General features: G+C 66.8%; 24 protein-coding genes. 15 read left to right on the forward strand and 9 right to left on the reverse strand.

The window, feature by feature from the left end; translation table 11 throughout:
• Positions 1-255: 255 nt before the first annotated feature.
• The 3 genes from AB0I21_RS53810 to AB0I21_RS53820 are packed head-to-tail and all read right to left on the reverse strand — an operon-like array spanning position 256 to position 6,249.
• Positions 256-3,444: a type I restriction endonuclease subunit R gene (locus AB0I21_RS53810; RefSeq protein WP_360573256.1), complete on the reverse strand. Its 3,189-nt coding sequence runs from the start codon at positions 3,442-3,444 to the stop codon at positions 256-258.
• On the reverse strand, positions 3,441-4,643 hold the full coding sequence (locus AB0I21_RS53815) for a restriction endonuclease subunit S (protein ID WP_360573258.1): 1,203 nt from the start codon (positions 4,641-4,643) through the stop codon (positions 3,441-3,443). Before AB0I21_RS53815 ends, AB0I21_RS53810 begins: the two co-directional genes overlap by 4 nt.
• Entirely contained in the window at positions 4,636-6,249 is a 1,614-nt protein-coding gene (locus AB0I21_RS53820) for a class I SAM-dependent DNA methyltransferase (protein WP_360573260.1), read from the reverse strand. Before AB0I21_RS53820 ends, AB0I21_RS53815 begins: the two co-directional genes overlap by 8 nt.
• Positions 6,250-6,501: 252 nt before the next feature.
• On the opposite strand from AB0I21_RS53820, the gene AB0I21_RS53825 reads away from it, so the two are divergent.
• Entirely contained in the window at positions 6,502-7,029 is a 528-nt protein-coding gene (locus AB0I21_RS53825; protein ID WP_360573300.1) for an HD domain-containing protein, read from the forward strand.
• On the opposite strand, the gene AB0I21_RS53830 is transcribed toward AB0I21_RS53825, so the two are convergent.
• Together AB0I21_RS53830 and AB0I21_RS53835 are read right to left on the reverse strand one after the other, a co-directional pair.
• Positions 7,026-7,496: an NUDIX domain-containing protein gene (locus AB0I21_RS53830; protein WP_360573262.1), complete on the reverse strand. Its 471-nt coding sequence runs from the start codon at positions 7,494-7,496 to the stop codon at positions 7,026-7,028. The two genes, AB0I21_RS53825 and AB0I21_RS53830, sit on opposite strands and share 4 nt — an antisense overlap.
• A gap of 15 nt (positions 7,497-7,511) precedes the next feature.
• A complete protein-coding gene (locus AB0I21_RS53835; protein ID WP_360573264.1) occupies positions 7,512-8,261 on the reverse strand; it encodes a helix-turn-helix transcriptional regulator in 750 nt (249 codons plus the stop codon).
• A 107-nt stretch (positions 8,262-8,368) separates the two neighbouring features.
• On the opposite strand from AB0I21_RS53835, the gene AB0I21_RS53840 reads away from it, so the two are divergent.
• From AB0I21_RS53840 to AB0I21_RS53875, 8 genes are all read left to right on the forward strand, one after another.
• On the forward strand, positions 8,369-9,220 hold the full coding sequence (locus tag AB0I21_RS53840) for a hypothetical protein (protein WP_360573266.1): 852 nt from the start codon (positions 8,369-8,371) through the stop codon (positions 9,218-9,220).
• A 112-nt stretch (positions 9,221-9,332) separates the two neighbouring features.
• Positions 9,333-9,782: a single-stranded DNA-binding protein gene (gene ssb / locus AB0I21_RS53845; protein ID WP_360573302.1), complete on the forward strand. Its 450-nt coding sequence runs from the start codon at positions 9,333-9,335 to the stop codon at positions 9,780-9,782.
• A gap of 11 nt (positions 9,783-9,793) precedes the next feature.
• Positions 9,794-10,723 (forward strand): FtsK/SpoIIIE domain-containing protein, encoded by a 930-nt coding sequence (locus AB0I21_RS53850; RefSeq protein ID WP_360573268.1) that lies wholly within the window; start codon positions 9,794-9,796, stop codon positions 10,721-10,723.
• A gap of 14 nt (positions 10,724-10,737) precedes the next feature.
• On the forward strand, positions 10,738-11,157 hold the full coding sequence (locus AB0I21_RS53855) for a hypothetical protein (protein WP_360573270.1): 420 nt from the start codon (positions 10,738-10,740) through the stop codon (positions 11,155-11,157).
• Between the two features lie 202 nt (positions 11,158-11,359).
• Positions 11,360-12,169, forward strand: a complete 810-nt coding sequence (locus AB0I21_RS53860; RefSeq protein WP_360573272.1) for a hypothetical protein — start codon at positions 11,360-11,362, stop codon at positions 12,167-12,169.
• Positions 12,170-12,192: 23 nt separating this feature from the next.
• Positions 12,193-12,843, forward strand: coding sequence for a hypothetical protein (locus tag AB0I21_RS53865; protein ID WP_360573274.1), 651 nt, complete (start codon positions 12,193-12,195; stop codon positions 12,841-12,843).
• Between the two features lie 5 nt (positions 12,844-12,848).
• Positions 12,849-13,238 (forward strand): hypothetical protein, encoded by a 390-nt coding sequence (locus AB0I21_RS53870; RefSeq protein WP_360573276.1) that lies wholly within the window; start codon positions 12,849-12,851, stop codon positions 13,236-13,238.
• The gene (locus tag AB0I21_RS53875) at positions 13,235-14,287 is read left to right on the forward strand and encodes a hypothetical protein (RefSeq protein ID WP_360573278.1); all 1,053 of its coding nucleotides are present in this window, start codon (positions 13,235-13,237) and stop codon (positions 14,285-14,287) included. The genes AB0I21_RS53870 and AB0I21_RS53875 overlap by 4 nt, the downstream gene beginning before the upstream one ends.
• 74 nt (positions 14,288-14,361) lie before the next feature.
• Here the strand turns inward: AB0I21_RS53875 and AB0I21_RS53880 are convergent, their stop codons facing one another.
• Positions 14,362-14,679 carry a hypothetical protein gene (locus AB0I21_RS53880; RefSeq protein WP_360573280.1) on the reverse strand — a complete coding sequence of 106 codons (318 nt, stop codon included), beginning with the start codon at positions 14,677-14,679 and terminating at the stop codon, positions 14,362-14,364.
• Between the two features lie 74 nt (positions 14,680-14,753).
• Here AB0I21_RS53880 and AB0I21_RS53885 point away from each other — a divergent pair, with 74 nt between their 5' ends.
• The 3 genes from AB0I21_RS53885 (at position 14,754) to AB0I21_RS53895 (ending at position 18,327) form a co-directional block, all read left to right on the forward strand.
• Positions 14,754-16,409: a replication initiator gene (locus AB0I21_RS53885; protein WP_360573282.1), complete on the forward strand. Its 1,656-nt coding sequence runs from the start codon at positions 14,754-14,756 to the stop codon at positions 16,407-16,409.
• A gap of 93 nt (positions 16,410-16,502) precedes the next feature.
• On the forward strand, positions 16,503-16,799 hold the full coding sequence (locus tag AB0I21_RS53890) for a DNA-binding protein (RefSeq protein ID WP_360573284.1): 297 nt from the start codon (positions 16,503-16,505) through the stop codon (positions 16,797-16,799).
• A gap of 19 nt (positions 16,800-16,818) precedes the next feature.
• On the forward strand, positions 16,819-18,327 hold the full coding sequence (locus AB0I21_RS53895) for a LacI family DNA-binding transcriptional regulator (RefSeq protein ID WP_360573286.1): 1,509 nt from the start codon (positions 16,819-16,821) through the stop codon (positions 18,325-18,327).
• Between the two features lie 396 nt (positions 18,328-18,723).
• Here the strand turns inward: AB0I21_RS53895 and AB0I21_RS53900 are convergent, their stop codons facing one another.
• The 3 genes from AB0I21_RS53900 to AB0I21_RS53910 all read right to left on the reverse strand — a co-directional run bounded on the left by AB0I21_RS53900 (position 18,724) and on the right by AB0I21_RS53910 (position 22,427).
• Positions 18,724-20,166 carry a hypothetical protein gene (locus AB0I21_RS53900; protein WP_360573288.1) on the reverse strand — a complete coding sequence of 481 codons (1,443 nt, stop codon included), beginning with the start codon at positions 20,164-20,166 and terminating at the stop codon, positions 18,724-18,726.
• A gap of 399 nt (positions 20,167-20,565) precedes the next feature.
• Positions 20,566-21,090, reverse strand: coding sequence for an NUDIX hydrolase (locus AB0I21_RS53905; protein WP_360573290.1), 525 nt, complete (start codon positions 21,088-21,090; stop codon positions 20,566-20,568).
• Positions 21,090-22,427 carry a hypothetical protein gene (locus tag AB0I21_RS53910; protein WP_360573292.1) on the reverse strand — a complete coding sequence of 446 codons (1,338 nt, stop codon included), beginning with the start codon at positions 22,425-22,427 and terminating at the stop codon, positions 21,090-21,092. The genes AB0I21_RS53905 and AB0I21_RS53910 overlap by 1 nt, the downstream gene beginning before the upstream one ends.
• A 294-nt stretch (positions 22,428-22,721) precedes the next feature.
• Between AB0I21_RS53910 and AB0I21_RS53915 the strand changes: the two genes are divergently transcribed.
• From AB0I21_RS53915 to AB0I21_RS53925, 3 genes are read left to right on the forward strand one after another with little or no spacing between them, the layout of a single operon-like run.
• Complete coding sequence (locus tag AB0I21_RS53915; RefSeq protein WP_360573294.1) at positions 22,722-23,156, forward strand: hypothetical protein; 435 nt, start codon at positions 22,722-22,724, stop codon at positions 23,154-23,156.
• Positions 23,153-23,869 carry a hypothetical protein gene (locus tag AB0I21_RS53920; RefSeq protein ID WP_360573296.1) on the forward strand — a complete coding sequence of 239 codons (717 nt, stop codon included), beginning with the start codon at positions 23,153-23,155 and terminating at the stop codon, positions 23,867-23,869. The genes AB0I21_RS53915 and AB0I21_RS53920 overlap by 4 nt, the downstream gene beginning before the upstream one ends.
• A gap of 13 nt (positions 23,870-23,882) precedes the next feature.
• The gene (locus AB0I21_RS53925; protein WP_360573298.1) at positions 23,883-24,680 is read left to right on the forward strand and encodes an ABC transporter permease; all 798 of its coding nucleotides are present in this window, start codon (positions 23,883-23,885) and stop codon (positions 24,678-24,680) included.
• Positions 24,681-24,797 lie beyond the last annotated feature (117 nt).

Consider the following 24,797-nt stretch of genomic DNA (forward strand, 5'->3'; position numbering starts at 1 on the left):
AACGCAGAAGGCCGCTAATCTAGCGAAGATCGTCTAGCCGGAGCTGTCACGCATCATCTGACGCTGATCCGTAACGGATCAACTGGAGCCCGACAACGGCCAGACGCGGCCAGACGCGGTCCGTCCGGTCCCGCTTGATGCTTGACAGTCGCCACGCACTCCTCGCGTCTACGCCAGGTGGTGGTGTTGGCGTAGTTGTCCTTCTGGGGGTCTTCAGCGGGCAAAGTTAGAGACACTGAGGAGCTGCGGCAAGGTTCATGCAGCCTCAGCTTCGGCCATCAGCTCTGCCTGCCGGATGATCAGCTCGGTTGCCAGCGGTTCCTTGTTCGGGGGGTATCCGTGCTTGAGCAGGAGCCGCTTGATGCGCGTCCGTAACTTCGCGCGGACGGTCTCCTTAATTTGCCAGTCGGTCTTAGCATCCCTACGGACGATCGCGGTGAGTTCGTGCGCGATCAGGATCATGACCTCGTCCTTCATCGCCTCACGCGCCGACTCGTTGGTGGCAAGAGCATCATAGAAGGCGAGCTCGTTCTCGCTCAGGCCTGTTTCCTCACCGCGCTGCCGCTGCACGCGAATCGCTTTGGCGATCTCGACGATCTCGGAGATAATCTGCGCGGCGTCGATGGTGCGGTTCTGGTAACGGTTGAGCGCGTCCGACAGCATCTCGGAAAACTTGCGCCCAGCCACAACGTTTCGTCGGCCAACGATCCTGACTTCGCTGGAAATCATGCGGCGCACTGCCTCCAGCTGCAGCGACTTATTGTCAGACGCGGCGAACTTCGCGCGGAACTCGTCGTCGATCACTGAAATGTCAGGCTTTTCGAGCCCGGCCTCGGCGAAGATGTCGATGACCCCAGACCCGGCCATGTGCTCGCTAATGATTTGACGCACCGCCGTGTCGAGGACGGCCTCCCCGTCGGAAGAGCGATCGACCGCCTCAATCTTGGCGATTGACTGGCGTACGGCGTCGAAGAACGCCACGTCGTTACGGATGGCGGTCGCCTCAGCTGAGGTCGGCACGATCGAGAACAGCCGCTTGAGTCGCCCGGTGTGCGCCATGAACCGCTTCTTGAGTGACGGACCGTCCGCGACGTCGGTGTCGAACTCTCCTGCCTGGACGTCATCGCTGGTCTCCTCGACCCCGCGCTCTGACTCAAGGAGGTAGTCCACGGTGCCAGTGACCGCGTAGACAAATGCCCTTGCGTTTCCGGATCCGAGGATGGTGACCCAGTCGATGTCGTGCAGCAGGTCGGAGACGATCGCGTGCTCGGTGAGCATCTCGGGAATCGCGGCAAGGCGCACGTCCTCTCCGATGGCGCGGTCCTGCTTGTCGCGGTCGGTGTAGGTGGCCAGGGCGTCCTTGAGGTTCTCGGCAATCCCGATGTAGTCAACGACCAGTCCGGCCGGCTTATCCTTGAACGTGCGGTTCACGCGGGTGATGGCCTGCATGAGCCCAGCCGAGCGCATCGGCTTGTCCACGTACATGGTGTGCATCGGCGGGGAATCGAACCCTGTCAGCCACATGTCGCGCACGATCACGAGTTCCAGCGGGTCGTTCGCGTCAGACGCACGCGCCTTCATCACGCGGCGTTCCTGCTTGTTGCGAATGTGCGGCTGGAAAGATGCCGGGTCGGTCGCGTTGCCGGTGATGATGACCTTGACGACACCGGCCTTGTCATCGTCTGAATGCCACTCCGGCCGGAGCGCGACGATCGCTTCGTACAAGTCGACAGCAATGCGCCGCGACATCGTAACAATCATCGCCTTACCCATCAGCACCTGCTGGCGGGCCTGCCAGTGCTCAACGATGTCGGCAGCGAGCTGCTTGATGCGCTTGTCCGAGCCGACGATGGCCTCGACCTTTGCCCATTTGGACTTCAGGCGTTCGGCTATCTCCTCCTCCGAACCGACCGTGGCGTCGTCGAACTCGTCGTCAATCTCAGCCTTTGCGTCGTCGGGCAACTCGACCCGGGCAAGGCGGGGCTCGTAAAACACCTTGACCGTGACGCCATCCTCAATTGCCTGCGTCATGTCGTACACGTCGATGTACTCGCCGAAGATCTCCGCGGTCGAGCGGTCCCTCTCATCAATCGGCGTGCCGGTGAACCCGATGAACGACGCTTGCGGCAGCGCATCGCGTACGTTTCGAGCGAACCCGTCGATGACATCGTAGTTTGACCGGTGGGCCTCGTCGACCATCACCACGATGTTGAGCCGCTCCGACAGCAATGGGAAGGAGCGGCCGGCCTCGCGGTCCTCCTTGGCCAGGCCGAACTTCTGTAGAGTGGTGAAGATGATCCCGCCGGACTCCCGGCCAGCCAACAGGTCCTTCAGATGTTGGCGGGATTCCGCCTTAACTGGCGCTTCTGGCAGGGGTGAGCCCGGCTTGGACGGGGCGAACGTCTCGTCGAAGAGTTGGTCGTCCAGGTCGTTGCGGTCGGTCAGCACGACGAGTGTCGGGTTCTCCATCGCGGGGTGGGTCATCACCTTGCCCGCGTAGTACGCCATCTCGAGCGACTTGCCCGATCCCTGAGTGTGCCACACAACGCCGATACGACCGTCGGTCTCGACCGACTCCAGTGTCTGCTCGACTGCCCTGCTTACCGCCCAGTACTGGTGGTATTTCGCGACAGCCTTGCGCGTCTCGGTGCCCTCACCAAACGTGGCGACGAAGTGTCGAACCAGGTCGAAAAATACCTCCAGTCGGAACATGCCACGAGTGAGCACCTCGATCTGCGGTATGCGGTGACCGTCGAGGTTCTTGGGGTCACGGACATTTCCGTCGATTGTCTTCCACGCCGCCCAGTGGTTCCAAGGCGCGGAGAACGACCCCGCCAGCGCCTCGTAACCATCGGAGACGACGGCGACCTGGTTCCACTTAAATACGTCGGGGATCTGGCTGCGATAGGTCTGCAGCTGTCGGAATGCGCCACTTACCTTCGCGTACGCCTTCCCGACCCGCTTTAGCTCAAAGATCGCCATCGGCAGCCCGTTGACGAACAACAGTATGTCTGGACGTCGCGTCTTCTTCGGACCCTCGATCGAGAACTGGTTGACCGCGATCAGGTTGTTGGCCCGCGGGTTCTCCCAGTCGACCAACTGCGCACGGTCGGATCGCAGGCTGCCACCTGCGTCAAGGAACTCGACTGGGACCCCTTGGGTCAGGTAGCGGTACGCGGTCCAGTTCTCGGACTCCACCACAGGCGACTCGGTGCGTATCACGGTAGCCACGACGTCGTCGACCGCTGTCGGTGGCAGCCCCGGGTTCAGCTGCTGAACCTTCATGCGCAAGCGCGCGACTAGAACGACCTCGCGATAATCCCTTCGCTCTGCAGCGAGCTCGCCCGGCGCGATATCGGGACCGTAGACGTGCGACCACCCGAGTTCCTTCAGGATATCTAGAACCCAGCGCTCAAGTTCGTCCTCAGTTGGCCCAACCATCATGCCGCCGCCCTACCGAAAGAAACGCGAACCTGCCCAGACATCAGCGAAGGCAACAGTTCGTCACGAACCCGCTCAAGTCCGGCGATCTCCTCGCTTAGCTGAGCAACGACGTCGAAGGGTTGTGAAACGCGTACTTGGTCGGCCAGTGAGGGAACGGGAATCTCCGTCTGACCGAGGTGTGCCTTGGTGAGAGCGCGCCGTGTCGCACCTGCTGTGGACAGTGTGTCGAGGTATGCCTTCACCGGACGGCTTAGGAGCGCGAGCATCAGGAAGCGAGGGTCGACCAGGTCCTGCCTGGGGCGGACGATGGCTACATGCTGGCTGACCCGTGCCGGAAGAGCCCGCTCAGGAACGAGAACGGTCCTCGTCACCGATTCCCCAGTGATATTCACCAAGACATCACCCGGCTGCACAGTAACGCCAGCCAGCGCGTCCGCAGCTGCGACGGAGATCTTTGCAAGCCCGTCAAAGGAGAATTGGCCGTCGTATACGTTCTGCGATCGGATGAAACCGACGCCATGCTTTTGGTACACCTCCTTTCCGCCGCGCGGCGTGGCGCCGCTCCCGATCTTCTCGGTGATGTCGCTAAGTCTCCTAAGGCGCAGCTGTTCGCGCGAAACCAACTGATCGAACGCGGCACCTGCCAGTTCGAAGGCGGCAGCTACCAGCCTGCGGTTCGTATCGATCAGGTCGTCGAGGGCGCCGAGCACACCAGCGATCCGCCGCTGCTCATCCAATGGCGGGAGTGATACACGATAGCTCTCAATCTGAGTCTTGCTGATGTGTGGAATCGCTGTGCCCGTCTGTACCCCGAGGATGTGATCCGTGAACCGCTGCTCATAGAGAAGCCACTTGAGATATCCCTGATCGACTTTCTCTTTTGCTCGTAGCCGGGCGACCCGCTGAACGAGTAGAGCGCCAGCTGAACCCTCGCGAACGTCAGCGACCTTTAGTCCGGCTTCGATCCACGGGCGGTCCATAGCGAGAACTACGTCGCCCAACTCCAATCGGTACTGCGTGAACGATTCCGCATCTGACGCTGGCCAGCGTTGTGCCCCGTCCCAGCGAATCCTTCGTTGGATGACGTTATCGCCTCTCAGAAGCGGTACATCTTCAGGTTTTTGAGTGAACTGAGCGCTCTTGAAAGGGTATCCCGTGAGGATGTGGACGACATCTCCGAGCCTGGTCCACTCACGCATCTGCAACCACCAGTGAATCCAGAGCGACGAGGATTTTCTCCTGGAGCTGGTGGCGCTCCTTGAATCCGTCGCGGATCTCGGTCGTGAGGCGGGCGATCTTCTCATCGAGCGGTTCGCTGTCGTCGTCGATCTCTTGAGATCCGACGTATTGGCCGGGGGTTAGGACGTAGCCGTGGTTGGCAATCTCGGACGTCGACACGGAGCGGCAGAACCCGGGGATGTCCTTATAGGGCTTGTCGGTGCTGGTCTCGGTGCCTCGCCACGAGTGATATGTGTCTGCGATGCGCAGGACGTCGTCTGAGGCGAACTCGCGCAATGTGCGGGTGGTCATCGCCCCGAGCTTGCGGGCGTCGATGAAGAGCGTCTCGCCGATGCGTTCGCGGGTTGTGCGGCCGTGCCGGTTGATCGACCCCTTGCTCTTGGTGAGAAACCATAGGCAAACCGGGATTTGGGTGCCATAGAAGAGCTGCGGAGGTAGGGCGACGATGCACTCAATAACGTCGTCTTCGGCCATCGCTTTGCGGATCTCGCCCTCGCCGTTCTGCTGCGATGACAGGGAGCCGTTCGCCAGGACGGTTCCGACAGTGCCGCTAGGAGAGGTGTGATGCAGGAAGTGCTGCAGCCAGGCAAAGTTCGCGTTCTGCACGGGTGGGGTGCCGTACTTCCAGCGCATGTCGTGGCGGAGACGTTCGCCGCCCCAGTCACTGTCGTTGAACGGTGGGTTGGCGATCACGAAGTCGGCGCGCAGGTCGGGGTGGGCGTCAGCGTGGAACGAGTCGCCCCATTGCGGGCCGAGGCTACCTTCGATGCCTCGCAGCGCGAGGTTCATTTTCGCAAGTCGCCAGGTGGTCGCGTTGGATTCCTGGCCGAACACGGAGATGTCATTGCGTGAGCCGCCGTGGGCGGCGACGAACTTGTCGGCTTGCACGAACATGCCGCCCGACCCGCACGCTGGGTCGAGGACTCGCCCTCGGTATGGCTGCAGCATCTCGACCAGGAGTTCGACCACCGATCGGGGCGTGTAGAACTCGCCGGCCTTCTTACCTTCGTTCGATGCGAACCGGCCCAAGAAGTACTCGTACACGCGGCCCAGCACGTCCAAACCAGCGAACTCGGCTGCGGCGAGGTCCTGCCGGGAGAACGTATCGATGAGGCCGCCGAGATCCTCGCTGCGCAGCTCAGCCTGCGTATAGTTCTTCGGCAGCACGCCCTTGAGCGTCGGGTTCTCGCGCTCGATCGCGTCCATCGCGTCGTTGACGCGCCTGCCGACGTCCGGCTGCTTCGCGCTCTTGCGTAAGTCGTCCCAACGGTGGCCCTCCGGGACCCAAAACACCCCCTCAGCGGTGTACTCGTCACGGTCCTCGAGCACGGAATTTTTTGCTTCCGGCGTCGGCATGAAGTAGTCAGAAGACTCGTCGTCGACCAGCCTGGCAAGCTCGGTGCGCCGGACCATGAAGGTGTCAGAGACGTACTTAAGGAAGATCAGGCCGAGCACAACGTGCTTGTAGACTGCTGAGTCCATCTTCCCGCGGAGCTTGTCCGCGGCGGCCCAAAGCGTTGCTTCCAAGCTCTCGGACTGGATCCGCTTCTTCGGCGGCACGGTCACCCCTCATCGCTGGTCGGACTCGGGTCCATCCTGACATGTGCGTCTCATGGACTCGGTATTACGTTCGGGACCTCGGCGTCGATCGCGGATAGACGCACCGGCATTGTCCTACATTCCTAGTGTTCGTGAGTTCTGCGTCAAGCTGGCCTTGACGCAGACTGGGCACAGACGAGGTAGTCGGCGGCAGTACATCGGGGACCTTCGCCAGCGTAAGGTGCGGTGGTGGAGTCTCTCGTTGAGCGTGCGCGCGGGATGGCGGCAGCGTGCCTGGCTGATGCTTTACCGCGTCGTTGGACTCACGTGCAGGCTGTCGGTGCGAAAGCCGAACGGGTGGCGACGTCATTCGGCAGGCCTGATCGGGATGTACTTGCGGCGGCAGCGTGGTTGCATGACGTCGGTTACGCGCCTTCGCTCACGACAACGGGATTTCATCCCCTCGACGGTGCGCGTTGGCTACGGTCCGAAGGCTTCGACGACCGAGTAGCTGCGTTGGTGGCTCACCACTCGTGCGCAGTTGTGGAGGCGGAGGAGCGGGGGTTGGCCGGTGCGCTGCGAGCTGAGTTCGTTCGTGAGGAGTCTCCGACGGCAGATGTGCTCTGGTACTGCGACATGACGACCGGTCCAGACGGTCAGGACCTTGACGTGGTCGAGCGGCTCACCGAGATTACGTCGAGGTACGGCCCCGAGCACATCGTGACGCGCTTTATCGAACGTGCTCGTGGCGAGATCACAGCCGCTGTACGGCGGGCTGAGGCGCACCTGGCGGCAGCTGGTCACTAGCCGATGTAGGGCGCCGGCCGGTTCTCGTAGCCGTGATCGATCCTGAGGCGCATCGACGGGTGAATCGTCAAGCTGTTCAGCTGCTCACGGCTGATCCAGCGGACCTCGCTGCTCTCGTCGCTCGGCGTCTCGGTGCCGCCGACTGGCCTTGCCCGAAAGCAGATCGAGAACTGTTGGCGCACCTCGCCGTCGGTGTACTCCACGACGTGGTTCGGGTTGGTGTAGATGCCGACGATCGTGTCGACCTCGACGTCGATGCCGGCCTCTTCCTTGGTCTCGCGGACGACTGTCTCTGCGATGTACTCGCCGAACTCCTGGGCTCCGCCGGGCAGAGCCCACAGGTCGTTGTCGGTGCGGTGGATGAGCAGGACCCGGTCTTGGTCGTCGAGCACGAAGGCGGTCACGGCGACCACAATGCTGTTCGGCTTGGGGGCCTGGGGGTCGTTGAAGTGCTCGATGCGGGCCATGCATCGAGCATGCCATCAGTCCTCGGGCCAGACCGCGCGCGAGTGTGACAGGACGCGGTTGAAGCTGGAGACGTAGTTGTCGAAGATCTCGCCGCCGGGCAGGCGCCGCAGGTGGAGTACCGGCGCGTAGGCGGCCGGCGTGCCGAAGAGGTGCGTGTTGACGAGCATCTCGTCATCGAAGCGGTAGATCGAGTTGTACAGCGTCGTGTCGTGGAAGTAGATCGAGGCGTTGTCCTCGCCGCGCAGCTCTTTGTAGAACGCCAGGACGTTGTGCACCTTGCTGGCCATCGCGTCGCCGATGCCCTCGTCGGCGCCGCGCTGAGCGACGTGGGCGCTGTCGGGGTCGCCGAGCAGGATCTCAACCTTCGCGCCGCCGGCGGCCTTCATCCTGAGCGTCTCGACCCACCTGGGGTTCTGCTCCGGCAGGAACAGGCCCGCGTACGCCAAGAGCCCGATCTGCCCCGAGGACTGGTCGAGAAGTCGTTGCCACAGCTCGACCGGCACGGCGCCTCGGCGGGGATAGATCTGCACCACCTCGGACTTCGAGACCTCGGCGGAGCGTTCTGCGGACAAGGCGTTCGGCCACAGGTAGGTGGCGCTCTCCCGCACCATCGCAGCGATGGCGTGCCGGTGCTTCGGGTACGGCATCCGGTCTTGGGTGATCCAGCGCTCGACCGTCTTCGGGTCGACGCCGAGGGACTCGGCGATGGCGGCCGGAACCAGACCGTTGCGCAACATCGCGTCTCGCAGCCGCTCGTTCGCCATCGGGACTCCTCGGGACGACTTTAGGGACGTCTTACGATACCAGGGACGTCCCTAGATGTCCATCGAGGTGGTGATCCCGTCACCCCTCGTCATCGCAATCTCTGTCTATGAAGCTCTTTGGGAAGCGACCCGCAACCGCGATCGCGCTGGTCGATGCGCCGGTGTCGCGGACGTACGCGCAGAAGGCCCGCGTCGCGCTGTTCACGGGAGGCGCCGTCAGTGCGGCGGTTTCGACCATCGTGCTGTTCCTCGCTGGGCTGCCGCTGTGGGGTGCGGTGCCGGTCGGGCTGCTCATTGGTGCGGCGCTGGGCATGGCCTTGGCGGTGCTGGTGACGGCCTGGCCGGTGCTGCGGGTGCTGTGGTGGTGGTCCATCGAGATCACCACGGCGCTCGGGGTGGCGGTGCCGTTGACGTGGCTGGCGCATGTGACGTCGTCGTGGGTGTCGCTGGTCCTGGTGCTGCTCGTCGCCGGTGTGGTCGGTGGGGTGCGGAGGGTGCGTCGGCGGGTGGTGGCGTGGGCGTGGTGCGTCATCGTCCGGCATCGGTTGCGGCTGTGCTTCTCGCAGGTGGTGCGGGCGGCGGGGCGTTCGCAGGCGGGGAGTCTGCCGCTGATCCTGTGGGCGCGGCCGACACCTGCGGGTGAGCGGGTCTGGGTGTGGCTGCGCCCGGGTCTGGACCTGACCGCGTTGGACGGCAAGGCGGGTCAGGTGGCGGTGGCGTGTTGGGCATCGGAGGTGCGGGTGGTCCGGGCGTCGTCCCGGTTCGCCGCGCTGATCCGGGTGGACCTGTCCCGCCGTGACCCCCTCGCCGCTGAGGTGGTGTCACCCCTCGCCGCACTGTTCGCCGACATGCCCGGCCCGACGGCGCCGGCCGAGTCCGGTCATGCGGAGGCGTGGGCGCTCGACCTGGAGGACGTGGCGGCACCGCCGCCGGTCGAGCAGCCCCGCGGTCGTCGCTGAGCGCTGTCGGGTTCCGTCCTGCCCGGCGCACTTGCCGGGTGGGTGCGGTGGCCGCCAGGGGTTGGCGTGCTGGACGTTCGCGAGTTGAGGGAGTGACGTCGTGGCGAACGAGATGACGGTGGTTGGGAACCTGACCGCTGATCCGGAACTGCGGTACACGGGTGCGGGTGTGGCGATGGCCCGGTTCACGGTGGCGTCCACGCCCCGGGTGCGGGACAAGGACACCAACGCGTACAAGGACGGTGAGCCGCTGTTCCTGACCTGCACCGCGTGGCGGGCGGTCGCAGAGCACCTGGCGGAGTCGCTGACCAAGGGCGCCCGGGTGGTCGTGGTCGGCCGCCTGCGGCAGTCGCGGTGGGAGGACGACAAGGGCGAGAAGCGGTCGATGATCCAGCTCGACGTGGACGAGGTCGGCCCGTCGCTGCGGTTCGCGACCGCGAAGGTCGTCAAACTGAACCGCTCCAGCGGTGGGGACGGGTTCACGCCGGCGTTCGACGGTGACGACGCGTGGGCGTCGGCATCGGCTGAGCGCCCGGCCGTGCGTCCGGCTGTGGCGGCCTGAGGTCCGGTCCGATGTCGACGGAGACCCTGCTCCGGCCGGTGAGCGACCCGGTCGAGGATGGCGATGCAGACGCGGGGACGGTCCCGGCGGAGGTCCGTGCGCTGCACATGTCCATCTTCGACCGGGTGTTCCTCGGCATCGATGATGTCGGGGCGTCGGTCAGTATCCCGCTGATCTACCGGAACCTGCTGATCGGTGGCGAGCCCGGTGGCGGGAAGTCGTCGCTGCTGAACCTGATCGTCGCGCATGCGGCGTTGAGCGTGGACTGCCGGTTGTGCCTGTTCGACGGTAAGCAGGTCGAGCTGGGGCAGTGGGAGTCGTGCGCGGACGTGTTCGTCGGTCCGGACATCAAGTTCGGGATCGCGACCCTGCTGCGGTTGCAGATCGTGATGGACAACCGGTACCGGTACCTGCGGTGGCGGCTGCGCCGGAAGATCCGCCGGAACGACAAGTTCGCCCCGATCCTGATCGCGATCGATGAACTCGCGTACTACACGGCGACGATCGGCGACAAGAAGCTCCGTGAGGACTTCGCCGCGCTCGTGCGTGACCTCGTGGCCCGGGGCCGGGCGGTGGGGATCATCGTGGTCGCGGCGACGCAGCGGCCGTCGTCGGACATCATCCCCACGTCGTTGCGGGACCTGTTCGCGTACCGGGCGGCGTTCCGCTGCACGACGGACTCGTCCTCCGACATCATCCTCGCCAACGGTTGGGCGAACCGGGGCTGGTCGGCGACGGCGATCCCGCCGACGAGCCGGGGCACGAACCTGCTCATCGCCGAGGGCGGCGTGCCGTTCCTGATGCGGACCGCGTGGCTGGATGACGACACCTGCGGCCGGATCGCCACCTACGCCGCCGAACGCCGCGCCGAGGCCCGCGAACAGCGCCTCACCACCCCCGATCAACCCAAGAAGCGTCCGCTGGACGTCGTCGCAGCGTGAACAGGAGCCCTGTCATGACCAAGCGTCTTCCCGCCCAGACCCCTCGGGTCATCCACTACGTCGACACCGCCACCCGCCCCGGCGGCGCCGACCTGACGAACCTCCCGCCCGCCGTCCTCGCCCTGGCCCTGGCCGACGCGATGGGCCGCCAGCACCGGCAGAGCATCGAGCGCCGGGACCAGTACGCGGCGTGGCTGCTGCGCCGGGAGGAGATCGCCCGCCACGACCGCAAGGTCCGCCGCTGGCTGCTGCTCGGCGTGCCCGCCGGGCTGGGGCTGCTGGTCGGCGGCGGGTGGTGGCTGGCGGAGATGACGATGGCGGCCGTGTCGACCACCGCGGTCCTCAGCGGGGTCGTGGTCCTGGCCGTGGCCGTCGTCGTGGCCGGGACGGTCGGGCGGCGCTGCATCACCGTCGTGCAGCACTGGCACGAATAGCCGCCGGCGCCTGGCCGCTTCCGTGCGGGCCGCGACCCGAAGAGGGTTTGCGGCTCGTGCGGTGGTCGCCAGGGCCAGCCGACGACACCGGATCTATCGCCGTAGGAAGCGTTCCGGTGCCGCCGGTTCCTAACCACCGACAGCCCTCCAATGGAAGGAGACGGTTGCGATGCACCCTACCCAAATTCAGGTCACGGACACCGTGACATCCCAGCGTGTCCCCGGCACTCCGGCGACCGCAGACGCGACGGGCGCCGCTGACGCGGTCCGTACCGTGCTGCTGGCCGCCGCGAGCTACCTGTCGGAGCACGGCTGGAACCAGGATGAGCTGTACGCCCACACGCACTCCGCGAGCCCTGCGGCGTGCACGGTCGGTGCCCTGTCGATGGTCTGCTACGGCTACCCGGCAGAGGTCCCGGCGTTCAACGTCACGCACCCCGGCTTCCAGGACTTCGACGCCGCGCTGTTCCACCTGGACTGCTACGTCACCGAGACCTTCGGCTACCGGGTGGGTGGCGTCCTCGGGTTCAACGACACCCCCGGCCGCACGGCGGCGGACGTCCTGGCGATGCTGCGGGACGCCACCTCGTGGGTGCCGGGTCCGGCGTGGGCGAACGTGCCGCGCTGCGACTGCGGTGACCGGATGCTCCTGGACACCGAGGAGCCGTACTGCGTGACCGGTGACGAGTGGCACAACGACCTGTACGTCGGCCGCTTCTTCACCTGCCGCACCTGCGGCCAGGACGAGTTCGTCGGGGCGACCGACCCGGACGACCGGGCCACGGTCCTCGCGGCGTTCCGGGAGTGGGTGCTCCAGCGTCCGCACGAGGGTGACCCGCACGTCGCGGGCACCTGCGACGACTGCGACGTCTGCGGCCGGTACTGCTTCTGCACGGCGGACGTGACGTGCGTGCTGCACAGCGAATCCGACGACACGTGCTCGGCCTGGTTCACGCCCGGCCAGCCGTCGTCCGGTACCGCTGCGGGTGCTGCCCTGGGCGGTGCCGAATGAGCGCGCGGAGCGTCAAGCCCGGCTTGACGGGCAAGCGTGCGAAGCGGGCCAAGCGAACCGTGGAGAGCGGCGAGTTCGACGCGTTCGCACGGCGGATTCTGCGGGCCTACGCCCGTCGGGTCGCGGCCGGCGACATCGAAGCGCTCGCCGGTCTGGCGATGTTGTCCTCCGAGGTCGACACGGTCGTGCGGGAGGCCGTCCGCGGCCTGCGCGCGATGCCGTACCGGTACTCGTGGGACGAGATCGGCTCCCGGCTCGGTGTGTCCCGCCAAGCGGTGCAGATGCGCTACGGCGACAAGACGGACCGCTCCACCTTGGACCGTCGGCTCACCGAATCGGCGCTGACCGTGACCGTCTCCACCCTGGTCGACGTGCTCGCCGAGCACTACCCGGGTTCACCGATCCCGTCGGTGTGCCCCGGGTGCGGCTTCCGCTACCCCGACGGCTCCGCCGAGTGCCCGTCACTCACCACCGTGCGTCCGCTGCTGTTCAGCCGGCGCGCCGAGGACCAGCACGCGGTGTCCCGTCTCACCGGTGACCAGCTCGCCTACCTGCGCAACCCGAAGAAGGCCCTCCAGGCCCGACGCGCGGTCAAGCAGGTGGTGACCTCACCGGTGCCAGCCCCAGACCGCGACGTACCGACCCTGTTCGACCTCGTCAACGGAAAGGGCTGATCGCCATGTACAGCAACGTTCCCTTCGCCGCTCAGGTGCTCCGCCGCTCGGCGGCCCGCATCGCCGACGACCACCGCATCGCCCAGCGCTACCCGGACATGCCGGGACCGACGGGCGTGATCGAGACGATCGCGGTCGTTGCGTCGGGTGACCGGTACTGGCGCAACCTGGCCGACTGCAAGCAGCTGTACTGGAACGACGAGACGTTCACGGAGATCGTGGACATGCTCTGCGGCTACCTCGCCACGTCCGGCAGGCTGACCTTGCAGCCCGGCGAAGGACTGAACCAGGTCTGGCACTGGGCGACCGACCCGGCCGTCACGCCGGCCGAAGTGGTCGGCGCGATGCGGGCGGCAGCTGCGTTCCACAGCAGCCTGGTCGGCGGTGACCGATGAGCGTCAAGACGGTCACCGGCGAACCCCGGCTGGCGTCGTTCGCGTCCTGGCTGGTCCTCGCGGCCTCGTTCGGGCTGTCCGCGTCGACCTGGATCGCGCTCGGCGTCCTGGCCGGGTTCACCGACCACCTCGCCATCGGCGGTGTCACAGCCCGGCTCGCCTGGCTGCTGCCCGTCGCCGTGGACGGCTACGTCGTCGTCGCGCTGGTGCTGTGGATGGCACCGGTCCCGCCGAAGGTCGCAGTGTTCGCCAAGAAGAACACCTACGGTGCCGCCGGCATCGGGATCGCCGCACAGTCGGCGTACCACATGCTGACGGCCTGGTCCGACACCGGCGTCGTCTGGCGCACGGTCCTCGCTGCTGTCGTCGGCGCTCTGCCGCCGGCGGTCGCCGGGCTCGCCGTGCACATGCGCGCACTCATCCGTCGAGAAAGCGGAACAGCCGCTGCACCCGACACCAAACACACCTACGAAACTGTCGTGACACCGCACGATGCGACCCGGACCCCGGGGCACGATGCGGCGTCTATAGATGGCCTGGCAGCCAACCCCGTGCCCGAGCAACCGCCCGGCACGAACGCTGACGTTCCCGTCCAGCCGACCGGCCCGGCCCTCCCGCCGGCACCGGCCCCGACCAACACGGCAGTCCAGCCGAACCCGGCGGACCTCGCCGAACGGGTCCGGCCACGCCCGATCCACGCGACACCGACGGCCCCGGCCGCCGCACCCGGCAGCACTGCCCGCCCCGGCCCGACCCGGCAGACCGTCCCGACCACCCCGGCAGCGCCGTTGGCACCGCCCGCGACCGACCCTTCAGTCACCTCGCAGGGCGCTGCACAACCGCAACTGCCGCTGGTGGACCCGGCGACGCTCGACCGAGCCCGGACCATCGCACAGCAGTACCTCGCCGACCACGGCACGCCGATCACTGCCGTACAACTCGCAGTGCGACTGCGCGTGTCCTCGGAAACCGCAACGCAGATCCTCGCCGCAACCGGCAACGACCGCCCGACCGTCAACGGCCACCGCCCCGCAAGGGCGACCCGGTGACTGTCTCGACGTCCAGCGTCGCGCCCGAAGCACTCCCTGCTTCGGGCACGGCCCCGGCCGCCGAGCCGATCCCACTAGCTCCACACGAGCCGGTGCGTCCATGCGTCGTCTCCGACGGCGTATCCCTGGAACGCCTCGATCACCGCTTGGATGTCGGAACCGACGTCACAGTGCCGACTCCCGAAGTCACCCACCCGGTACTCCAGCACGTAGCAACCCGTCTGGACATCGAACAGCTCGCCGGAGAGGACCTGCAACCACAAGCCGGTGTCGTGGTGCAGCAGGATGGCGGCGCAGTTGTCCTCGTCGAGCCGCCGCAACGCCTGCTCGATGACCTCCGGACCGGGGCTGTCAAACGTGGACTCGTCCCAGAGCCGCAGCTCGAAGCCCATCAGACCCCCTCCGCTCGGTTCGCATGCCGCGAATGTAGACCGCTGACCTCGGCAACTTCCGGCAGGTGGGCAGCGTGAGCAGCCATCAATCCCTCGCCGTGCTGGCCCGATCGACGGACATCCGCGATCAGGCGATCGTCCGTGCCGCCCGCCCGGACTATCCGGCGTGGGTGTCGCACGTCCGCGCGGCGTCCGGGTGCGCCCGGCCGGTCCGGCTTGCCGGCACGATGAGCGCCGTCGAGGCCGCGACGGGGCGGCTGCTCAGTTCGGCGGACACGGCGCACATGCCGGACGGGGTCATCTACAAGGCGTGCGGCAACCGGCGGGAGAGCGCGTGTCCGTCCTGCTCCAGGACGTACAAGCGCGACGCGTACCAGGTGGTGCGGGCCGGGCTCGTCGGCGGCAAGGGCGTCCCGGAGTCCGTGGCGGAGCACCCGGCGGTGTTCCCGACGTTCACCGCGCCGAGCTTCGGTGAGGTGCACACCCGGGTCGTCAGGCGGCACACCTGCGACAAGCGCGCCAAGTGTGACTGTCGCCCGGAGCCGTGCCACGCCCGCCGGGACATCAGCGTCTGCGCGCATGGCCGGCGGCTGGTGTGCTTCGCCCGGCACGAGCCGACCGACCGGGTGCTCGGCACTCCGATGTGCGTGGACTGCTACGACCCCGACGCCCAAGTGGTGTGGAACCTCCAGTCCACCGAACTGTGGCGGCGCACCAGCGAGGCGATCCGCAAGTACGTCAAACGCCTCGCCGACCGGCGCGGCATCGACCCGAAGAGCGTCCGGCTGGCGATCGGCAAGGCGGCCGAGATGCAACGCCGGGGCGTCATCCACTTCCACGCCATCATCCGGCTCGACGGCATCGACCCCGACTTCCCCGGTGAGATCCTGCCGCCGCCGGCCGGGATCGACGCGCACGACCTGGTCGCCGCCGTCGAGCACGCCGTGCGGGTCACCGGGTTCACCACCCCGGCGCACCCGGTGAAGCCGGACGGGTGGCGGATGACGTGGGGCGAGCAGCTGCGCACGAAGGTCATCACGGTCGCCGCGGACGGCGACGTCACTGACGGGATGGTGGCCGCGTACCTCGCCAAGTACGCCACGAAGGCCACCGAGGTCACCGGGCACACCTCCGCCCGGCTCACCGACACCACCGTCCACGTGTACGCCGACCCCGACGGCACCCACACCGAACGGCTCATCGACGCCTGCTGGACCCTCGGCGGCCCCCGCTGGCCCGTCCAAGGCCCCACCTGCGGTAGACCGTGCCTGCACCGCAGCTGCACGGCCATCCTCCAGCCGCCGCCGTGGCGGCCGACGCTGTCCGGGCCGATCTGCCGCACCAACCAGACCAAAGGCACCTGCCCGCACTCCAGCTGCGCCGCCGTCCGCGTGGCGACCACCGACCCGGGCGCGCCCTGGCGGCGGCTGCGCCGCTGGGCACACATGCTCGGCTTCGGTGGCCACTTCTTCACCAAGTCCCGCACCTACTCGATCACGTTCGCCGTCCTGCGGCAGAACCGCATCGTGCACCGCCGGGCCGAAACCGCCGGTCCGCAAGGCGACGGGCAGACACCGGAGCAGCCGACCGTCCTGGTCGTCAACTTCCTGGAGTTCGTCGGCGCCGGGTGGCTCAGCCCGGCTGACGCGATGCTCGCCAACACCTCCGCCGCGATGGCCCGGGAGCACCAGGACAAGGCCCGCGAGTACCTGGCCACCATGGCCGCATGAACGTCGATCCGCCGTCAAGGACAGCTTGACACCACATCGATGAGAGGACGTGGAATGAAGCCCGCCGACCCTGGCCGAGGTCGTACGGCTCCGGTGCTGCACCTGCCCGCCGAGGTGGCGGTGATGTTGCAGTGCTCCGAGTGGTGGGTCAAGGAACAGGCCCGCAAGCGCCGCATCCCGTTCACGTGGATCGGTGGCGGATACCGGTTCACCGATGAACACGTGGCGGCGATCATCCGGGCGGCTGAGGTGCTGCCGGGCGCTGTCGCACCGCCGGCTGCGGTCGTGCCGATGCGGCGGCCGGACCCTGCGCCTGCCTCGGTCGAGCCGGTGACCCGGCTGTGCGCCCGCCCGCCGCGACGGGCGCGTCAGGACACGGTGGCGGCATGACGCTGAGAGGAGCTGAACGATGGGGTTCGCCGAGAAGCGCACCGGCTACTGGCGTGGCCGGTACAAGGTCGCCCCCGGCAAGTACGACACGGTGAAGGACGACAACGGCCGGACGGTGAAGTTCCGGACGCGAAGGGAGGCTGAGCAAGCGGCGGATGCCGCCGAGGCCAAGGTACGGGCGGGCGAGACCCGGTCGGCGAGCGACCCGATGACGTTCGGTGCGTACGCGAACGTCTGGTTCGACCGCCTCGACCTGGCGCCGTCGACCATGCAGAACTACCGCAACCGGCTGGAGGAACACCTCCTGCCGGCGTTCCAGGAGCACGAGCTGCGGTCCATCACCGAGGCCGAGGTGCGCGCCTGGGAACAGCGGGAACGTGCCCTTGACTACGCGGAGTCGAGCATCAAGTCGTGGCGGGCGCTGCTGCATCTGGTCCTGGCCGACGCGCAGAGCGATGGACTGATGGCGTCGAACCCGGCGACCCGCCGGCGGGGCCGGGGCAAGCGGGCCGGTCGGTCGCAGAAACGGGCGCCGGAGAAGACCATCACCACCGTGCTCGGCGTGCTGCTCATCGCAGAGCGCTTGGCGCTGCTGTCGGGCCGGGACGAGGAGTTCGTGCTCTGCCTGCTGCTCGCGTTCACCGGGATGCGCTTCGGTGAGATGGTCGGCCTGGAGACCCGGTTCGTGCGGCAGGACTCGATCCGGATCGAGTGGCAGCTCTACGAGCTCGACACCGGCGAGCTGGTCCGCTGCCCGCCCAAGGACGACTCGTACCGCACGGTGTTCATCCCGGCATGGCTGGCGAAGCTGGTGCGGGAGCACATCGCGCGGGCCGCACCGACGGCGTGTGCGTGCCACGGCTTCACGTACGTGTTCAGCGGCCACCGGCCGGCGAACAAGGCCGCGCAGCGTCCGGGACCGAAGCTGGTCGACGTCGCCCGGCGGGCCGGGGTCGCGGTCGGCACCGTCTCCAACGTCCTCAACGGCCGGGTCGCGGTCTCGGACGGGACGCGGGAGAAGGTGGAGGCGGCGATCCGGGATCTCGGCTACGTACGGGGCGCCTCGGGCGGCGAGCTGGCCGCTCATCAGCGCCGGAGCGGGTTCGCGACGTGGCTGTTCCAGCCGGCCGTGACCGGCAAGTACCCGCAGAAGGCGCCGCTGCTGCCCCGCCCGGTGCCGATCCTCGGGGAGCCGTGGCCCGGCGTGCCGATCCGGGGTCGCAACAGCGCGTTGCACGCCGACGCGTGCTGGCTGCCGATCGCGGCGGGTCTGACCCCGCACGGCTTCCGGCACACGTACAAGACGGTCATGGAGGAACTCGGCACCCCGGCGCCGCTCATGGACGACCAGATCGGCCACGAGGATGGGTCGATCCAGGCGCGCTACTCGCACACCACGGCGACGATGGTGGCGACGCTCATGGCCGGGTTGACCGGTCTATGGGAGGACGCGCTCGACGCCCGCCGGCGGATGCGACCTGGATCACCGGTCGCGGTACTCGATCGGCTGCTGCGGGAGGAGCAGTGAGCAGCGACCAAGATCTTCTCCCAGTTTTCTCCCACAGGGGGTCCAACAACGAGAAAGGACCGGCGCCCTTGTGGGGCTTACCGGTCCTGACCTGGTGTTTCTTGGTGGGCGATACTGGGTTTGAACCAGTGACCTCTTCCGTGTCAAGGCGATCTTATGCGCTCAGCGCCTCAACAAGGGGCAGCCCGCAACGCGCAACGATCCGCTGACGTTCGCTGGCGTGCGGGTATGTCCACCTCGATCGGCACGCAGTTGGGCACTCACCTGGTGCCGGCACGAGTGCGGAGCCGTCGTGCGTAAGCGTAGGAGACCGCAGTCAGCTATCGCCTGGGAGCGCGCCCGATGTGTGGGTCTCGACGGCGCAGACCACTAGCCGCACTTCAGCCAACTTCATCATCATGATCCGCCAAGGCCAAGCTTCAGCTCAAGATATTTGGCCAGCAGCCCTGAGCCAATATTGGTAGCCTGCCCGCCGAGGCCATAAAGGAATGCTTTGAGCTTTTGGCGCGCTGAGATTCGATCCTCAGTTCTCGCGTCCTCGTCTTCGACCTCATGAACGGCGGATGTCAGTTCCGCAGCACGATCGCCACCGAACTGCTGGATAAGCCTAATCAATTCGAGCGGCTCCGGTCCGAGATGGACAGTGCCTTGTAGATGTTGTGCTGCAACCCCATTCACAGTATCAATAGTCTGCTGATTCAGATTTATATTGAGGGTACCAGTCGACGCGATGCTCCACGTAGGAGTTGCGCTAGATAGCGCCGACGTGAAAGTTTCCGCGCGTGGCACAATCGAATTAGATATCTGGGCAATAGCCGCGTCATCCAACCCAATTTCGGACAACTCATCTTCCAGGCGATGCCGTAAAGAAAGCTCCGAGGTTTCGCGCGAGTGCCGGAGGTCAGTTTTCAGTCGTCGGGCTTCTTTTGAGTAGCGGGTGACGATCTCCCTAACTTCTCCACTACTTAGATTCTCCTCAGACAGCAAAAGAAGTGCTTGATCTGGACGGTCAATGCAGGCGTCGAGGAAGGTTGAGAATTGCTGGAACTCCGTACTAAGGGTCAGCTCCGCAGAGGAGGCGTCCCCATAGAATTCGTAGACGTGTCCTCGTGCTGTCGTGTACCCGTCCTGACGGACGCGCTGCCCCTTTACCTTGACCAGCCAGTCGCGGAAAAGTACAAGAAGCTTGTCGGTTTCACTTGCCCAAAGTCGCCCTGCGGGAACATATATACGGAATAGCAAGTGCTTGTCGGCCTGCTCTAGAAACTGACCAGCAAGAACTGATAGTTCCGCGTTAGTGGAATAAGGGACCAGCTCAATCGCGTTCTCTCGGATAAGCGTCAGGACAAATTCAAGAGCCTCTGGAAACGGTGGCTCAAAGTAGTCTTGCGGTGTCCATCCATCGTAAAACTCTGGAATATAGCTTAGGTCTCCAACAATCGTGTCGCCATCCGACAGTCCCGGAAATTCGCGTTCAAGCGCAATCAATTGGCTATTTCGCGAAACGCGATCTGCAATTTCGAGTGGACCCGGGGCAACGATTGATTCATGGACGAAAACTATGTGTCGAGAGTTCTTTAGATTTCCGAATAGCTGCCGAGCAAGGGGGCGGAACTCGTCTCGATTCATGTGATCGATGTTGCCGCTGGTCAGTTTGGCAATCGTGCCTAGCAATTCTGGTTGATCAAGTAGTGCGATAATCTTTTGCCAGTTCTCCGTACGCGATTCGAGACGCTTCTGTATGTATCTAATCTGAGAGGCCTTTAGTCTGCTTGTGCTTGATTCCGAGGTGGAGCTACCGAGAAATAGGAAGAATGGCTCAACAACATCCTCGGACATTTCAGCCTCTCGTATGGCATTCTGGGCACGGCTCCGGGCGCGCCTCTGCGGTCGCCCGTGTCCCGCGATTCTGCATGGCTACCTGGCTTGATCGCCAGGAGATCCTGCCGAAAGCGTGCAGCTCTTGCTGCGCGATGTGTCTTTGGGCTGCTACCTGTCGTACCGTGTCACCGGTGAGCGACTCCGCAGCATCGAGCCTTGACCTGCCGACCGACTGGTGGACGGCAGAAGACTGTGCCAGCTTCCTCGGCGTGACGCGTAGCACTTGGGCCGCATATGTCGCACGTCAACAGGCGCCGCAGCCCGAACGGAAGTTCGGTCGGTCGCCGGTGTGGAGACCACAGACGGTCAAGGCGTGGGCCGAAACGAGGCCGAGACGCCCGACAGCGTGAGTGATGCCTAACCGCCCAGATCTGCCAGCAGGTAGAGCAAGGCCACCAATGTCGTGCCGGTCACTATATCGCGCTTATCGATGAGTCGGCGAACATCGTTGAGGGCTACCCACTCAACCCGCTCTGACTCGAATCCGTCGACTGGCGGGCCGATATACTCGGCCGAGTCGGCGCGGAAGATGTGGTGTTCGGAGTTCATGAGGCCGGGAGTGGGCTGCGTGTAGATCAGCGGGCGTAGTGGCCCCGGTCGCCAGCCGGTCTCCTCCTCGACCTCACGGGCCGCCGCGACGGCCGGTTCGTCGTTGCCGATCGCACCGACGGGGATCTCGTACGTCCACGTGTCGGTGATGAAGCGGTGGCGCCACAGGAGGAGCACCTTGCCGTCGACTACGACGACGGCGCCGGCGCCGGGTTCGGTGCGGATGAGGCGATGGTCCAGGTGGCGGCCGTCGGGTAGCTCGACGTCGGCGGTCAGCAGGTGGACCCACTGGTCTTGGTAGAGCGTGCGTTCGGAGTTGACCTGCCAGCGCATCAGAACCCCCTCAGCTGGGCGTCGGTGTCGGCCCGGTCGAGAAACTCCGCCACCGCTGGCACCCTAGCGTGTGGCCGGAGCGCGGTCGTCACCTGCGCGACGCGGTCGCGGATGCGGCCGGACTCCATGCCCTCGGCGTAGTCGAGCATCTGCCCGCCGACGTGCACGGCCTGGTCGACGTCGCCGCGCTGGGCGACGATCAGCGCGAGGCCGGCGAAGCGGTGGACGCGGCCGCGTAGGTGCGTTCCGCCGGCTGTCCGGACGGACTCTTCCGCGTACGTCTGGGCGGCGCTGAGGTCACCCAGGCGTCGCAGCGCTTCGGCAACCTGGGTCTCGATGAGGCCAGGCTGCACGTACGACGCTTCGGCGGGTTCGTCGGTCGGCTTGATGCGGCCCGCCGTCCATTCCGACTCGGCCATGTGCCGCTGGCAGTCGGCGCTCTGCCCCATCCGGGCGTATGCCTTCCCGGCGAGCGAGTGGAGATCGGCGGCAAGGGCGTGGCTGAGATGCCCCCGCGCCGCGCGCAGCGCCGACTCCGCGTACTGCACGACGAGCCGCGGCTGGTTGTTGTGCAACGCGTGCGTGCTCATCAGCGCCACCACGTACGCGCCGAAAGCCTTGTCACCACTGGCTTTCGCCATGCGCAGGGCGCCGAAGAGGTACCGCTGGGCGAGGCCCTGCTGGTCGGCGTCGTACGCGCAGACCCCGGCGAGCGCCGCCAGTCCGCCGGCCGCGCGGAGCAGCTCCCGGCCCGTGCGGTTGTCGTAGGCGTTGCGCAACAGCGGCGCCGCGTGTTCGTTGAGCGCCGCCACGAGGCGCGGCCGGACCGGTACGCCGCCGACCCGCCGGTACATCTCCTGATAGCGGGCGCGCAGCTGGCGCAGGCGCTGCACGTCGGCGGCGCCGACCTGGGCGTGACCGTCGCGCGAGACGTCGAGGTCGTCGGGCGGGTTCTCCCACTCCCAGACCGGCGCGATCGCGTCCGTGCCGGTGGTCGGCGGGCCGCCGGCCTTGTCCCGCTGGTCGCCGCGCCAGAGCGCCGATGCGCGCTCGACCGCCTGCGCGAGGGGCATCCCGACCGGAGCGGACTTCCGCCGCTCCATGCCGATGTCGGCCAGCGCGACGGGCGCGTTCAGCGCTTGACCGATGACCCGGCAGATCAGTTCCGGGCCGGGGTCGCGGGGCACGGCGCCGTCGCGGATCCAGCGGGCGACCGACGCGTGGTCGTACCGGAGGCCATGCGCGGCGCCGAGCAGGTTGACGCGGCGCGCGAGGCCCGCGTTGGAGAGGCCGGCGCGCTCGATGAGCGCTGCGAGCAGGAGATTCGCTTCGGCCATGCTCCGGAGCGTAGGGAATTCGTGACGCTCAGGGAACCCCGTCGATCGATTCACACAGGGTGTGAGACGAGTGCCACGTCGCGGGCGGCTCACACCCTGTCGACCAGGTCGCCGCTGCGGTTCTCTTGTGTCAAGCGCTGATCGACCGGGGCGCCAATCGATCAAGTCCCAGCTCAATGGCACGCCACGCGGTTGCGAATACAGCACTGGCGCTGTACGGTCGCAAACACGAATACAGCACTGGTGCTGTATTCGACCGACCGGCAGACGCCGGCACGATCTGGAGGTTCTGGAGTGATCACACAGACGGAGCGGGGCGCCTACGTCCTGCCGCTGACCACGATCCCGGGCATCGCCGGCTACTTCGGCCCCGGGCACGTCCTGGCCGACGTCGCCGCGCGGCACTGCGACGCGCACCGCTCGCCGTTCACGCGGGGCGTGGCGTGCGGCGCGTGCTGGGAGCTGGCGATCCGCGACGACGAGCGGTTCGCGGTCGAGTGCGACCTGCCCCGTGAGCTGGAGGCGGACCCGGACTACATCGATGAGATCGCCGTCGACCTCGCGTGCAGCGGTGAGCGGGTGGCGCTGACGCCGGCCGAGCTGGTCGTCGCGGTCAACCGCCTGCGCCGCCGGTCGGTGAGCCTCTCCCGCATCGCCCTTCGCCTTCACGTCGCGTACGGCGCGGTCGTCCGGATCGTCCGCGAGACGAGCAACGAGGTGGCGGCATGAACGCCCCGAAGGCGAGAACGTACACCGCGCGGGAGTGCGGCGCGATCACGCTGGACGTGCGCATCAACGTCGGCAGTGTCCGCGTGATCGTGGAGGACCGCGAGCACGCCGAAGTGACCTTGACCAGCCCTGACGGCAACGAACCGGGCGCCCACGCGGTCGAGCGCACCACGATCGATGACCACGGCGACCACCTCGCGGTGCGGGTGCCGAACCTGGAGCCGACCACGGCCCGGCAGCACTTCGGCGGCGTCACCCAGGTCGTCGGGCACAACGTCGGCATCGTCGTCGGGGTTGTGTACGGCGACGTGGTGTCGAACGGCGGCACGGTCGTCGGTGGTGCCGTGACCGGCGGCGTCGGCCCGCTGGTGGACATCGTGGCGCGGCTCCCGCTGGGTAGCTCGCTGCTCGCCGAGACGGTCAGCGCGTCTGTGGACGTGTCCGGCGCCCTGCTCCGCGCGGTCGTGGAGACGGTGTCCGGCGCGGTCCATGTCGACACGGTGAGCGCGCCGGACCTGTCCACCGTCTCCGGCCGCATCACGATCAACCGCCTGATCGGCGACGGGTTCGCCAAGACGATCTCCGGCGGCATCGCGGTCGCCGCGACCGACCGGTGCAACCTCCGCGCCGAGTCCGTGTCCGGCTCCATCCGCGTGACCGGCCCGATCGCGCTCAGCGCCCACACCGTGTCCGGCCGCGTCCTCAACTACTGAAGGAGCAGCACCAATGACCACCGCCACCGCCCCCAGCGCCTACCCCGCCCCGATCGAAGCGCTCATGCCGCAGGCCCGCACCCTCGCCGACCAGCTCGGCGAGATCCCCTCCCGGAACGCGCTGATGAAGGAGTTCCGCATCGGCGCGCCGAAGGCCAACGCCATCCGCGAGGCGCTCACCGCCGAGCGCGCCGAGCCTGCCGAGATGCCCCCGGCGCGCACGCTGCACGTTGTGCCGGACCTGGAGCCGGACACCGACATCCCCGACCCCGTGCCGCCCGCCGAGGCGCCTCCGGTCGCCGAGGCGATCGAGACGCCGCCGCAGGCCACGGGTGACGGACACCCGGACGCCAACATCACCGCGCCGCCCGCCCCGGCCGCCCGACGCAAGCCGCGCTCCTGGCCGGTCTGGGTCCTGGCTCTGCCCGCGTTCGTGGCCATCTGGTCCGGGTGGGTCGGCCTCGGCGAGCTGACCGGGTTCGGCGTCATCCACCCGCTGCCCGGCATCGCCGACGGGTTCAGCATCAACACCGCCATCACGCTCCCGATCGGCGTGGAGGCGTACGCCGCGTACGCCCTCGCCGTGTGGCTGTCCGACGCCTACGGCCCGGCAGTGCGCCGGTTCGCCCGCTGGTCCGCGATCGGCTCCCTGGTGTTCGGCTGCGCCGGGCAGGTCGCGTACCACCTGCTCAGCGCCGCCGGTGTCACCTCCGCGCCCTGGTGGATCACCACGGCGGTTGCCTGCCTGCCCGTCGCCGTGCTCGGCATGGGTGCCGCGCTCGCCCACCTGATCCACGCCAACCGCGACTAGCTTCGCCCGGTGCGCGGCCTCCGTGGCCTAGGAACCCTCGGCCGCGCACCGGTCCCCATCCCTCCATCAGGCGTCAGGATCTTGGCGGCCAGGACGCCCGCGATGTTCGGCGTCGAG

It is taken from the genome of Dactylosporangium sp. NPDC050588 (assembly GCF_040654975.1).
Lineage (GTDB): Bacteria > Actinomycetota > Actinomycetes > Mycobacteriales > Micromonosporaceae > Dactylosporangium > Dactylosporangium maewongense.